Source organism: Sphingomonas sp. MMS24-J45, assembly GCF_044881195.1.
GTDB lineage: Bacteria > Pseudomonadota > Alphaproteobacteria > Sphingomonadales > Sphingomonadaceae > Sphingomonas.
The window spans coordinates 2,212,961-2,225,854 of the sequence record NZ_CP173255.1 but is presented as its reverse complement, the minus strand read 5'-3'; the positions used below and the strand labels follow the sequence as shown (position 1 = coordinate 2,225,854).

Annotated in this window: 14 protein-coding genes; 2 read left to right on the top strand and 12 right to left on the bottom strand. The window is 66.6% G+C overall.

Annotated features, from left to right (window positions below):
* From AB5I39_RS10945 to AB5I39_RS10890, 12 genes are all read right to left on the bottom strand, one after another.
* On the bottom strand, positions 1 to 969 hold the full coding sequence (locus AB5I39_RS10945) for a tol-pal system YbgF family protein (RefSeq protein ID WP_404366483.1): 969 nt from the start codon (positions 967 to 969) through the stop codon (positions 1 to 3).
* 78 nt (positions 970 to 1,047) lie between these two features.
* Entirely contained in the window at positions 1,048 to 2,031 is a 984-nt protein-coding gene (locus AB5I39_RS10940) for a RodZ domain-containing protein (protein WP_404366480.1), read from the bottom strand.
* Positions 2,032 to 2,140: 109 nt separating this feature from the next.
* Positions 2,141 to 4,411, bottom strand: a complete 2,271-nt coding sequence (gene ptsP, locus AB5I39_RS10935; protein WP_404366477.1) for a phosphoenolpyruvate--protein phosphotransferase — start codon at positions 4,409 to 4,411, stop codon at positions 2,141 to 2,143.
* Positions 4,412 to 4,505: 94 nt separating this feature from the next.
* A complete protein-coding gene (locus AB5I39_RS10930; protein ID WP_404366474.1) occupies positions 4,506 to 5,165 on the bottom strand; it encodes a hypothetical protein in 660 nt (219 codons plus the stop codon).
* 50 nt (positions 5,166 to 5,215) lie between these two features.
* A complete protein-coding gene (gene ruvB / locus AB5I39_RS10925; RefSeq protein ID WP_404366471.1) occupies positions 5,216 to 6,235 on the bottom strand; it encodes a Holliday junction branch migration DNA helicase RuvB in 1,020 nt (339 codons plus the stop codon).
* Complete coding sequence (locus tag AB5I39_RS10920; RefSeq protein WP_404366469.1) at positions 6,228 to 6,632, bottom strand: GFA family protein; 405 nt, start codon at positions 6,630 to 6,632, stop codon at positions 6,228 to 6,230. The genes ruvB and AB5I39_RS10920 overlap by 8 nt, the downstream gene beginning before the upstream one ends.
* Positions 6,629 to 7,222: a Holliday junction branch migration protein RuvA gene (ruvA, locus tag AB5I39_RS10915; protein ID WP_404366466.1), complete on the bottom strand. Its 594-nt coding sequence runs from the start codon at positions 7,220 to 7,222 to the stop codon at positions 6,629 to 6,631. The genes AB5I39_RS10920 and ruvA overlap by 4 nt, the downstream gene beginning before the upstream one ends.
* A gap of 153 nt (positions 7,223 to 7,375) precedes the next feature.
* Positions 7,376 to 7,861, bottom strand: coding sequence for a crossover junction endodeoxyribonuclease RuvC (gene ruvC / locus AB5I39_RS10910; RefSeq protein ID WP_404366463.1), 486 nt, complete (start codon positions 7,859 to 7,861; stop codon positions 7,376 to 7,378).
* Positions 7,858 to 8,424, bottom strand: a complete 567-nt coding sequence (locus AB5I39_RS10905) for an HXXEE domain-containing protein (RefSeq protein WP_404366460.1) — start codon at positions 8,422 to 8,424, stop codon at positions 7,858 to 7,860. Before AB5I39_RS10905 ends, ruvC begins: the two co-directional genes overlap by 4 nt.
* On the bottom strand, positions 8,421 to 9,164 hold the full coding sequence (locus AB5I39_RS10900) for a YebC/PmpR family DNA-binding transcriptional regulator (RefSeq protein ID WP_404366458.1): 744 nt from the start codon (positions 9,162 to 9,164) through the stop codon (positions 8,421 to 8,423). The genes AB5I39_RS10905 and AB5I39_RS10900 overlap by 4 nt, the downstream gene beginning before the upstream one ends.
* A gap of 71 nt (positions 9,165 to 9,235) precedes the next feature.
* Positions 9,236 to 9,475 carry a DUF2312 domain-containing protein gene (locus AB5I39_RS10895; RefSeq protein ID WP_404366456.1) on the bottom strand — a complete coding sequence of 80 codons (240 nt, stop codon included), beginning with the start codon at positions 9,473 to 9,475 and terminating at the stop codon, positions 9,236 to 9,238.
* 63 nt (positions 9,476 to 9,538) lie between these two features.
* A complete protein-coding gene (locus AB5I39_RS10890) occupies positions 9,539 to 9,832 on the bottom strand; it encodes a DUF1244 domain-containing protein (RefSeq protein WP_404366453.1) in 294 nt (97 codons plus the stop codon).
* 70 nt (positions 9,833 to 9,902) lie between these two features.
* Here AB5I39_RS10890 and pyk point away from each other — a divergent pair, with 70 nt between their 5' ends.
* Both pyk and AB5I39_RS10880 read left to right on the top strand, forming a co-directional pair.
* Positions 9,903 to 11,375 (top strand): pyruvate kinase, encoded by a 1,473-nt coding sequence (gene pyk / locus AB5I39_RS10885; protein ID WP_404366451.1) that lies wholly within the window; start codon positions 9,903 to 9,905, stop codon positions 11,373 to 11,375.
* Between the two features lie 54 nt (positions 11,376 to 11,429).
* Positions 11,430 to 12,893 (top strand): serine hydrolase, encoded by a 1,464-nt coding sequence (locus AB5I39_RS10880; RefSeq protein ID WP_404366448.1) that lies wholly within the window; start codon positions 11,430 to 11,432, stop codon positions 12,891 to 12,893.
* Position 12,894 lies beyond the last annotated feature (1 nt).

The window sequence follows — 12,894 nt, the reverse complement described above, 5'->3', positions numbered from 1 at the left end:
TCACGAACAGCTCGATTCCGCGCGGCCCTTGGCAACGCCCGCCTTCATTTTCGGGTCAGCATCGACCTTCGCGCCATAGCTGCGCGTCAGCTCGGTATAGACCTTGCAGACTTGTGCGGCGGGCTTGCCGAGCTTCACCAGTGCCTGCGCCAGATAATAGAGGCTCTCCGGCGCGCGGTCGCCGTCAGGCCATTTCTTGTAATTGTCGTAGAAAGCGAGGCTGGCGAGCGAGGGCTTGCCCTCTTCGAGATACGATCGCCCGAGCAGATTCTGCGCATAGCTCGCGCGCTTGTGTGTCGGGAATTTCGTCGTGACGGTGGTGAACTGCGCTTCCGCCTCGGGGTAGAGTTTCGCCGCCCACAGGCGGTAGCCGTAGAGATAGGTGTCCTCCGCCGTATCGCCGGTTTCGGGCCGCTCGACCGCAGCGATCTTGGCCGCGCGCGCCGGATCGGCGGCGGCAGCGGCGGGCTTGGTCGGCGTCGTCACGGGCGGCTTGGCCGGCGTTGGTTTGGGCGGCACGGCCTTGTCGACCAACGTCTTGTCGACCGGCGGCTTGGACGGTTGCGTGCGTTCGATCGGGGCCGGGTCACCCGGCGCGGCGATCGGCGCTGGTGCGGCGGCAGCGCTCGCCTCCAGCGCCTTGATCCGCGCATCGAGCAATTGCAGCTTGTGCTGATTGGTCTCGCTTTGTGCGACGAGCCCGCGCAATTGCGTCTCGAGCGAATCGACGCGGGCGGTCAGATCGGCGACCGGGCTGGTCGGCGAGCCCGGCAGGATCGCTTCGGGTGCCGGCGGTTGGTTCTCCGGCAGGACATATTGACCTGCGCCGCCGGGGAAGACCTTGCGCTGCACTGCGCGCATCTCGCCTTCGAGCCGATCGACCCGACCCTCGATCGCGCCACGTTGCCCGCTTTGCGCATAGGCAGGCGGCACCGCGAGCGCGGTTCCGCTCAGCAGGATCACGGACATTGCAAGGTTACGCATGGTACACCCCCCGGTGCGGTAAAGAATTAAGCATAGCGGAACCCCGCACGAAGTCGCCAGCCCTTACGGTGTCGGCGTCGGGCCGGGCGCAGGCGCGGCTGGTTCGGGCGCGACCGGAACCGGTGCCGCGATATTGAGCGGCGCGGAAGCCGGTGGCGTTGCACGCGGCGTCGGGCGCGCGGCGGGCCGGGTCGATCGCGGCTCCGACGTCGCGCTCGGCACGGTAGTCGGTGCGGCGCCGGGTGTGATCGGTTGGGCCGTACCAGCGGCCGCCTGGCCACGCGCGGTGAGCGACGCGGCGTCGATCGGCACATCCTTGATCGCGACCTTGCCGGTGCCGAGCGGTGCGACCGCCGTGCCGCCGACGGTGATCTGCAACTTGTCGGGCCGTCCGACGTTGATCAGCGGGCCGTTCGCGTCCGCTGGCACGGTATACACTTCGCCTGCCTTCAGCGTGCCGAGAAACAGGGTCTTGCCCGCCGCGTCATAGACCTTCAGCCACACTTCATCGGTCGCCGTCAGCACCACCGCGCCGGTCGGCACCGCGGGCGTCGCGGCGGGGACCGGCGTCGGTGCCTCGGCAATCGTATTTTCGGCTACGTTCGACGGCGCGCTTTCCTCGCCACGGAACAGCGTGGTGCCGTAAAATACGCCTACCCCGATCAACAGGAGCAGCGCCACGACCAACCCGCCGATCGCGACGCCGCGCGACGGCACGCGCGAGGGTTCGTCGATCTGATACGCCTCATATTCGGTGCGGCGTACCGCATCCGGCCGGTCCGCCGCGCCGCGCACTTCGCGCGCGATCGCGACCTCGTCCAGATCGACCGCGCGGGCATAAGCCTTTGCAAAGCCGACCGAATAGGTGATCGACGGCAGCGCGGCATAATTGCCCTGTTCGATCGCCTCGAGCTGGCGCACCGGAACGCGCGTGCGGGCCGCAATCTCGGCCAGCGACAGACCCTGCGCCTCGCGGGCCTCACGCAATTTTTCGCCGGCAGTCTTGGGAAACAGGGTCGCCTCTTCGGGCGGATTCGGGTCGGTCATCAATCTCTCCGACAGGATGAGTGCGGCCCATGCCTCATGCTGTCCTGCGGGCGTGTCTCACAAAGGGACGGCGACAAGTCAACGGCCCGTCGCGCCGCCCGTCCCTCTATCACGCCAGTTCAACATGGTTTTCCGCCGCCCAGGTGGTCAGCGCCGCGCGCATGTTGCGCGGCGGCGCCTTGAGCAGCTCGGCCATGTGCTGCGACAGCGCCGCACGATCGAGCGAGCGCAGCATCGCCTTGATCGGACCGACCGCGGCCGGCGTAATCGACAGCCGTTCGACCCCCAGGCCGATCAGCGCCATCGCCTCCAGCGGCCGCCCGCCCATCTCCCCGCAAACAGTGAGCTGCACGCCGGCCGCGCGGGTCGGCTCGACCAGCTTGCGGATGAAGCGCAGGATCGCCGCGCTCAACCAGTCGTACCGCTCGGCCAGCTTGGGATTGGCGCGGTCGGCGGCGAACAGGAATTGCGTCAGATCGTTGGTGCCGACCGACAGGAAGGAAATATTGGGCAGCAACAGGTCGAGCTGTTCGGCCAGCGCCGGAACTTCGAGCATCGCGCCATACCGAATCTCGCTCGGCAACTTCTTGCCCCGTGCATTCAGCCAGCCGCGCTGCGCCTCAAACAACGCGCGCGCCTCATCGAATTCCCACGGCTCGCTGATCATCGGGAACATGACGTTGAGCGTCCGCCCCGCCGCCGCCTCCAGCAGCGCGCGCGCCTGCACCTTCATCAGCCCGTCGCGTTCCAGCGCGAGCCGGATCGCGCGCCAGCCCATCGCGGGGTTTTCCTCGTCGGCGTCGTCCTTGTTGAGATAGGGCAGCGCCTTGTCGCCGCCGATGTCCACGGTGCGGAAGATGACCGGGCGATCCCCGGCGGCGTCGAGCACGTCGCGATACAACCGCTGCTGCCGATCGCGCGACGGCAGGGTTGCGGACACAAGGAACTGGAACTCGGTACGGAATAGGCCGATGCCGTCGGCCCCGGTCACATCCAGCGCGGCGACGTCGTCGCGAAGCCCCGCATTCACCATCACCGTCACGCGGTGTCCGTCCTTGGTGACCGGCGCGACGCTCTTCAGCGCGGCGAAGGCGGCCTTGCGCTTCTGGCGGAGGTCGAGCGCGGTATCGAACGCCTCCTCCATCGCCGCCGACGGGCGCGCGAAGACATTGCCCGCCGTCACGTCGAGCAACAGGCGGTCGCCCTCCCCGATCAAGCGCCGTACGTCGCGCACGCGGCCCAGCACCGGCACGCCCATCGCCCGCGCGACGATCGTGACGTGCGCAGTCAGCGACCCTTCCTCCAGGATGACACCCTTCAAGCGCCGCCGATCATATTCGAGCAGTTCGGCCGGCCCGAGATTGCGCGCGATCAGGATGGTGTCTTGCCTGAGGCCCATCTGCGCCGCCGTACCCATCTGGCCCGAGACCGTGCGCAGCAGGCGGTTCGACAGATCCTCCAGATCGTGCATCCGGTCGGCGAGCAGCGGATCGTCGATCTGCCGCATCCGCATCCGGGTGCGTTGCTGGACACGCTCGATCGCCGCCTCGGCAGTCAGCCCGCTGTCGATCGCCTCGTTGATGCGACGGCTCCAGCCCTCGTCATAGGCGAACATCTTGTAGGTCTCGAGCACCTCCTCATGCTCGCCCCCGACGCCGAACTCGGCCTGCGCGGCGATCCGCTCGATCTGTTCGCGCATCTTGTCGAACGCGGCATAGACACGGTGCCGCTCTGCCTCGGTATCCTCCGCCACGGTATGTTCGACATGCACGCGCGGCTGGTGAAACACCGCGTGCCCGCTCGCCATGCCCTCGACCAGGCGCAGCCCGGCGATCCGCATCGGCGCGGTCGATTGCGGACGCACCGTCGCCGCACCGCTGGCATCGACCAGTTCGGCATTGGCGATCAGCTCGCTCAGCACCATCGCGACGGTCTGCAGCGCCTCGATCTCGACGTCGTCATATTTGCGGCTTTCGACATGCTGCACGCACAGCACGCCGACCGATTGTTCGCGCCGGATGATCGGGACACCGGCAAAGCTGTGGAAGCGATCCTCCCCGGTTTCGGGTTTGTAGGCGAAGTCCGGGTGCGAGGCGGCCTCGTCCAGGTTGAGCGTCTCAACCTGCTGCGCGATCGTGCCGACCAGCCCCTCGCCCAGCGCCAGCTTGGTGACGTGTACCGCCTCCTGCGCCAGACCGCGGGTCGCGTAGAGTTCGAGAAGACCTTCGCGCAGCAGATAGATCGAGCAGACCTCGCTCGCCATCGCTTCGCCGACGATGCCGACCACCGCATTGAGCTTGGCCTGCGGCGCCGTGCGCGAGGCCATCACGTCATGGAGACGACGGAGAATTTCGCGAGCGGAGGCGGCGGCAGACGGCATGGCCACGGGCTAACAGATTGTGGCAGCCCTTGGCTATCGTGCGGCGCACAAGATTTGCTTGGGGCGGATGATAGCCGCCACGCGCAGGGCAGGATCAGCTCGTCGCGATCGTCCGCTGGAACGAATCGATATGTTTCTGGATGCGCACCGCATCACCGCCCAGCGCGTCGAGCTGCTGCAGCCAAACCGCCCGCGCCTTGCGCAAGGCGCGCGGATTGCGGCTGTGCACGAGCGCATTCTTATATTGCAGGGAGAGGTTGTAATCGGCCGTCGCCAGGTCCCAACGGGTGCACATCAGCGATCGGCTCGGGGTCAGCGCCCCCTCGCAGGGGAAGCTCTGCACGCGGCTCGCCGCGCGCGGATCGGGCGTGCCCGGATTGAGCATCTCGGTGGCGACGACCTCCTGCGGCGCGGCCTTGGGCGCATCGAACAACTCGGCAAGCCAGGCGAAGGCCGACCGATCGCCGGTCTGCACCGCCGCGTGAAGCGGGTTGCGCGGCGTCGGCGTCGTGCCCGGAGCGTCGGTCGCATCTTCCACGGCAAGGGTGTTGCCGTCGGCGCTGTCCTCGACCGTCATCATGCTGATTCCGGCGACCGCCGCGATCGCCACCAGTGCCGCGACGCCCATCGCGACCAATGTCTTCACCGAAACGCGCTGCGGCGGCTTGGCAAGCGGGCAGCGCGCGTCCGAACAGCGCACCAGCGCCGCGCGCTCGGCCGATTTGTTACAGAGACTGCACCGTTCGCTCGTCATGGACGCGAGCGATACCAAATTCAGGTTAAGGCCGGGTTATGCAATCTCGATCAGTCAAACAGGCCGTCCTGGCTTCCACTCGGTGGGGCGAGCCCGAGATGTTTCCACCCCCCGGCGTTGAGGCAGCGTCCGCGGGCGGTGCGGGCGATCAGGCCCAATTGGATGAGATAGGGTTCGATCACTTCCTCGACCGTGTCGCGCGGCTCGCTCAGGCCCGCCGCCAGCGTCTCCACCCCGACCGGGCCGCCGCGGTAGATATCGGCGATCATCGTGAGGTACCGCCGGTCCATCGCATCGAGGCCGAGCTTGTCGACTTCGAGCCGGTTGAGCGCGGAATCGGCGGCGTGGGCGTCAACCAGATCGTGCCCGGCGGCATGGGCGAAATCGCGCACGCGGCGGAGCAGCCGCCCAGCGATACGCGGCGTGCCGCGTGAACGGCGCGCGACTTCGCTGGCGCCTTCGGGCGAAATGGCGAGGCCGAGCAGCCCGGCGGCGCGCGTGACGACGCTGGTCAGTTCCTCGACCGTGTAGAAATTCAGCCGCACCGGAATGCCGAAACGATCGCGCAACGGGGTCGTCAGCAATCCCTGCCGCGTCGTCGCGCCAACGAGGGTAAAGCGCGGCAGGTCGATCCGCACCGACCGCGCGGAAGGCCCCTCCCCGATCATCAGATCGAGCGCGCGATCCTCCATCGCCGGGTAAAGCACTTCCTCCACCGCAGGCTGAAGCCGGTGGATCTCGTCTATGAAGAGGACATCGCCATCCTCGAGATTGGTGAGCAGCGCCGCTAGATCGCCCGATTTGGCGATGACCGGTCCGGAGGTCGCGCGGAACCCCACCCCCATCTCCCGCGCGATGATTTGCGCGAGCGTGGTTTTACCGAGCCCCGGCGGGCCGAAGAACAGCACATGGTCGAGCGCATCGCCCCGCGCGCGGGCGGCAGAGATGAACACGCGGAGGTTCTCACGCGCGGCCTTCTGCCCGACAAAGTCGTCGAGCGACTTCGGGCGCAGCGCGGCGTCGACATCCTCGGGCGTGCGCGATGGGGTCAGGAGCGTGTTGTCAGTCATAATGATCGATCCCGTCGCCGACGATCGCGAGCCAGTCTGGCTTGCGCTCTTCGTACACGGAGTAAGAGGGCGCGGGGAACGCGGGATCGGCGAAAGTGCCGACGGGCACCGCATATAGCGTGCGATCCGGCAGGGCGTGATACCATAAGGTGCCGCCACAGGTTGGGCAGAAATGGAAGGTGGCTTCGTTGCCGGCATCTGACACGTGCGCCCAGGCTTTGGCCTCGCCCGTGATGCTAACGTCTTCCGGGGCAAAGCGGGCCTGCATGGCAAAGGCGCTACCCGAACGGCGCTTGCAGTCGAGGCAGTGGCAAACCGACACGACGGTGGGTTCGGCCGTCGCGACGAGCGACAGCTGGCCGCACGCGCAGGCGGCACTGCGGATGACGGCGCTCATTTGGCGGCCTTGCGCAGCGCGAGGCGCACCAGCGCGTCGAGGCTTGCCCCCGCGCCCAGTTCTTCCTCAGCCGCTGCCACCGCGCCCGACGCTTCGGCGGGGCGGAAGCCGAGGTTGAGGAGGGCGGACGCCGCATCCGCGCCTGCGCCGGTCGGGGCGATCGAGATACTCGCGCCACCGATCGCTACGCCGCCTACCTTGTCCTTCAATTCGCGCACAATGCGTTCGGCGAGTTTGGGGCCGACGCCGTTGGCGCGGGCGACCATAGCCTTGTCCTGCGCAGCGATGGCGCGCGACAGGTCGGCGGGTTCGAGCGCGGAAAGGATCGCCAGCGCGACGCGCGCGCCGACGCCCTGTACGCCGGTGAGCAAGCGGAACCAGTCGCGCTCCGATGCTGTCGCGAAGCCGACGAGGCGGATGAAATCCTCCGCCACCAGCATTTCGGTGTGGAGCATCACCGCTTCCCCGACCGGGCCGATCGCCGCGAGCGTCCGCGAGGAACAGCCGACGAGATAGCCGACGCCGCCGACATCGACCACGGCATGGTCGAGCCCGGTTGCATCGAGACGGCCTTTCAGATGCGCGATCATCGCCGCGCTTGCCCGCTGGATGCCACTAAAGTCACACTTGAGTCACACCATCGCGTGCCTTCGCACGCGCAGGCCGAGCGGCCGATCCAACAAGCGCGAGACATGATCATAACCCGGTACGTAAGCAGAACATGGCGGGGTAGGAAAGCCTTTTCAGCGCAGCGCGCGCGCACTCGCCAGATGATGCGCGTGGCAGATCGCCACGGCGAGTGCATCGGCGGCGTCCGCACCGTCGATCTTCACGCCGGGCAAGAGGCGCGACACCATTGCATGGACTTGCGCTTTCTCCGCATTGCCAACGCCAACCACCGCCTTCTTGACCAGCCGCGCGGCATATTCGCCGACCTCCAGCCCCGTCCGCGCCGCCGCGCAAAGGGCGACTCCGCGTGCTTGCCCCAGTTTGAGCGTCGATTGCGGGTTGGCGTTTACGAACACTTCCTCGACCGCGCACGCATCGGGCGCGTGATCGATCAGCAGCGCGCTCAGCATCGCATCGAGATGCGCGAGACGGCGCGGGAGCGTGGCGGCGGTGTCGGTCTTAAGCTTGCCGTTGGCGACGTGGCTCAGGCGGTTGCCCTCTGCGCGGATCAGGCCCCAGCCGGTGGCGCCAAGGCCGGGGTCGAGCCCGAGGATGATCATGCCGCCGCGCGCCGCGCCACGGCGATGACGATCACCGCATGGATCGCGACCGCGATGCCGAGGCCGACTGCGTGTTGGATTTCCGTCGCCGGGACGACCCACGCGGCGTAAAGACCCAGCGGAAAGAAAAGCAGCAGCGATGTCGCCAGCCCCGGATTATAGCCGAAGCGCAACGCCGCGCCGCCATGTGCCACGCCGTTGACCAACATCAGATAGGGAGCCGCCAAACCCCAGCCCGGGCCCCAAAATACCGCAGCATGAAGTGCAGCAAGATTGACGCCCCAAACGCCCGGCAGGTTGATCCACCACACCGCACCCGGCGTCAGCACATCGCGCCCGCCGAACAGATGATCGTTGACGAAACGGCGGAAGCGGTCGCCCCAATGCTCCTCGATTTGGTGCAGGATATAGGCCGGGCCGCACAGGTATATCAGGCCGACGCTCGCCCCGCCCCAACACCAGAGGAGCGGGGCCAGCGCTAGCAGCACCGCGCCGGTGTAAACCGCCGCATCGACCCAGCGTTCGCGCAACTGCACGAAGACGCTGGGGGCGGCGTTGGTCATCCCAGCTTTTCCAGAATCGCGTCGGACACGTCGTAATTGCCCCACACGGTCTGCACATCGTCATCGTCGTCGAGCGCGTCGATCAGCTTGAACAGCGTGACCGCATCCTCTTCGCCGACTTCGACCATCGTCTGCGGGCGCCAGGCGAGCTTCGCCCCTTCGGGTTCGCCGAGCACGGGGGTGAGCGCAGTGACGACTTCGTGGAGCGCATCGTTCGCGGTCCAGATTTCGTGGCCCTCGTCACTCGAGGAGACGTCCTCTGCGCCCGCTTCCAGTGCGGCCTCGAACACCTTTTCGGCGTCGCCCGCGCTGGCCGGATAGTTGATCAGGCCCATCCGATCGAAGGCATGGCTGACCGCGCCCGATGCGCCCATGTTGCCGCCGTTGCGCGTCATCGCGATGCGGACGTTGGTGGCGGTGCGGTTGCGATTGTCGGAGAGCGCCTCGATGATCAGCGAAACGCCGCCGGGGCCGAAGCCTTCGTAACGGATTTCCTCGTAATTCTCGGTATCGCTCTTGGATGCCTTGTCGACCGCGCGCTGGATATTGTCCTTGGGCATCGACTGCGCCTTGGCGGCGTTGATCGCCATGCGAAGGCGCGGGTTCATGTCCGGATCGGGCAGGCCCATCTTGGCCGCGACGGTGATTTCGCGGCTGAGCTTCGAAAACATGCCCGAGCGCTTCTTATCCTGCGCGCCCTTGCGGTACATGATGTTCTTATATTTGGAATGGCCTGCCATTTTTGCCCCGCAAAGTGATACTTTGCGGGGACCCCATAAGGCATTCGGGGTCCCCGCTCAAATGTTACGCCTCAGACCAGGCCAAGCGCCTGCTTATAGGTTTCCAGCAGCATTTCCGCTTCCTCGCGGTGGTGCTTTTCCATCTTCCGCAAACGCACGATCTGGCGGATCGTCTTGACGTCGAAACCGGTCGATTTCGCTTCGCCGTACACATCCTTGATGTCGTCGGCGATGCCCTTCTTTTCCTCTTCGAGCCGCTCGATGCGCTCGATCAGAAGGCGTAATTGGTCGGCGGCGATGATCTCGCTCACAGGTATGCTCCCCGCATGTGAATCAGTGAAAGGCGGGCGCTTTAGGGCAGCGAAGCGCCGCCGTCACGCATTCTTCGCGACGCTCTCCGCCATTTTCGCGAGTTGCTCGGGGCTCGCCTCGCTTTGGTGCTCGGCCTTCCACTGCGCATAGGGCATCCCGTAAACGATCTCGCGCGCGGCGTCCTTGGACAGCGAGTCATCGGCCTCCTGCACCCAATCCGACAGGCAGTTGCGGCAAAAGCCGGCCAGCCCCATCAGATCGATATTCTGCGCATCCTGCCGGTGGCGCAAATGCCGCACAAGCCGACGGAAGGCGGCGGCGGCGACCGCATCATCGAGGGTATCCAAATCGGCCATGTCATCGCTCCGCAGTTGATCGCGCGGAGATAGGGGTTAGAGGCGGGCGGGTACAAGCCAGGACCTCCCCATGACCGAAGCTTCCCCGATAAAGGCATTCGTCCCCCGCTCGCGCAAGGTGCGCGTGCTCGCCACGCTCGGCCCGGCGAGCAGCAGCCCCGAGATGATCGCCACCCTGTTCGAGGCGGGCGCCGATGCGTTCCGCGTCAACATGAGCCACGGCGACCAGCAGTCGAAGGTCGCGGTGATTCAGGCGATCCGCGGCCTTGAGAAAGTCTATCGCCGCCCGACCACGATTCTGGCCGATCTGCAGGGGCCGAAGCTGCGCGTCGGCAAGTTCGAGGGCGGGCGCGTGGTGCTGGAAAAGGGCCAGACCTTCACGCTCGACCGCGATACGACACCGGGGGATGCGACGCGCGTCGAATTGCCGCACCGGGAGATTTTCGAGGCGATCGAAGTCGGCGCACGGCTGTTGCTCGACGACGGCAAGCTGGTGCTGCGCGTGACCGCGCATGACGCGACCACGATCATCACCGAAGTGGTGGTTGGCGGGGCCTTGTCGAACAGCAAGGGGCTTAACGTGCCCGACGTCGTGCTGCCGATGGCGGCGCTGACGAGCAAGGACCGCAGCGATCTCGCCTTCGCGGTCGACCAGGGAGTCGACTGGATCGCGCTGAGCTTCGTGCAGCGGCCCGAGGATCTGGCCGAGGCGCGCAAACTGATCGGTGGCAAGGCGGCGCTGCTCGCCAAGATCGAAAAGCCGCAGGCGATCGATCGTCTGGAGGAAATCGTCGAGGCGTGCGACGGCGTGATGGTCGCGCGCGGCGATCTCGGCGTCGAACTGCCGCCGGAAAGCGTGCCGCCGCTGCAGAAGCGAATCATCGAAGTCTCGCGCCGTCTCGGCCGCCCGGTGGTGGTGGCGACGCAGATGCTCGAATCGATGATCACCGCGCCCTCCCCCACCCGCGCGGAAGTGTCCGACGTGGCGACCGCGATCTACGACGGGGCCGATGCGATCATGTTGTCGGCGGAGAGCGCGGCGGGCGCATGGCCGAGCGAATCGGTCGCGATGATGAACGCGATCGGCGAAGCGGTGGAACGCGACCCCTCGCACGGCGACCGCATCCACTTCACCGTCATCCGATCAGACCCGACCACGGCGGATGCGCTGTCCGAAGCCGCCAAGAACATCGCCCGGACGGTCGATGCGGTGGCGATCGTGTGCTTCACCACCTCGGGCTCGACCGCGCGCCGTGTCGCGCGCGAGCGGCCCGGCGTGCCGCTGATCGTGCTGACCCCCAGCCTGGAGACGGCGCGGCGCACCGGTCTGCTGTGGGGCGCCTATGCGATCCACACGAAGGACGTCGATTCGTTCGAGGAAATGGTCGCCAAGGCCAAGCGCATGGCGCTGCGTCACGGCCTCGCCAAGGCGGGCGACCGCGTGATCCTGATGGCGGGCGTGCCGTTCAAGACGCCGGGTTCGACCAACGTGCTGCACGTGGTGCGGATCGTCGGGGATGAGCTGAAGGGTTACGACCACTAAGGCGGCGGCGTACGACAGGGGATAAAGACAATTAGCACGCAACGAACGGCCGCAATGGCCGATCGCCGCCAGCTGCTGAAGGCGGCGATCGCGCTTCCTGTGGTGTCCACCGGTCTGGCCGCAGCTTCGCGCGCAGCAGCCGATCCGATCGACCAGCTGGTCGCCGCCTTCGTGGCGGAGGCGGGCGACGTCGCGCTGTCGATCGGTGTGGTGAAGGACGGCAAGACCCGGTTCTTCAACCGCGGAACCCATGTGCGCGGCGGCGGCACCCGCGTCGACCGTCATGCGGTCTATGAAATCGGATCGATCACCAAGACTTTTACCGGCCTGCTGCTCGCCCACGCCATTGCCGAGGGCCGGGTGAAACTGGCTGATCCGGTGCAGCGCTATCTGCCGCATGGATACGACAATCTCGCGCGCGACGGGCGCGCCGTGACCTTCGCCGACATCGTCACCACCACATCGGCCCTGCCCGACAATATCCCCGACTGGCGCGTCGCGCTGAACGGCGTGCCTGCGCAAGACGTCCCTGCCCGCTATGCCGCGCTGCTTGAGGGGTATGACAGCGCCGCCTTCCTGAAGGACCTGAGATCGGCGCAGCTGGTCGATACGCCCGGCCACCAGACCCGCCATTCCAACGCGGCCTCGCAATTACTCGCGGCGGTGCTCGAACGGCTATACCAGCAACCCTATGCGCAGCTGGTCGCGCGCTACATCGAAACGCCGTTCGGGATGCAACGCGGCACCGGCGCGGTTCCCGCCAGCCTGCTGGTGACGGGCTATGACGGCGTGGCGATGCCGCCGCTGACGATGGCAGCGATCCGCGCGGCAGGCGGCCTGCGCTATTCGGCGGCGGACATGATTCGCTACATCACCGCGCAAATCGCCGCGCGCGACCCGGCGATCGCGCAGACGCATGTACCACTGTGGGGGACGGCGGATACGCAGGGGATCGGCTTCCACTGGATCGTCAGCAAGACCGCCGACGGCATCCCCTATCTGCAGCACAGCGGCGGGACCTTCGGCTTTTCCAGCTATTGCGATTTCTATCCGCAGCAACGCTATGGCATCGTGCTGCTGGTCAATCGGGCCGGGGACTATCAGTACAAGCTGCAGCAACTGGCCAACGCCATCCACGACACGCTGTGCGGCACACCGCGCGGCCTGCGCGCGCTGGAAACCGCGCTGGAGCGGACCGATTATCACGATGCGTCCGCCACGATCGCTACGATCAAGGCGCGCTATCCCGAGCTCCATCTCGACGAAAACCGCATGAACCAATGGGGCGGGAAGCTACTCGCTGAGCGTCGGCCGCAAGCGGCACGCGAGATATTCGCCTACACGGTCGCCGCCTTCCCCGACAGCGGCAATGCGCACGACAGCTATGCGACTGCGCTGATGGAAACGGGCGATACGGCCGACGCCCTGCGCGAATTCCGCGCATCGCTTGCGCTCGATCCGTCCAACCAGAATGCGGTGGAGATGATCGCGAAACTGTCGAAGGCGGGAACGCCTTAGC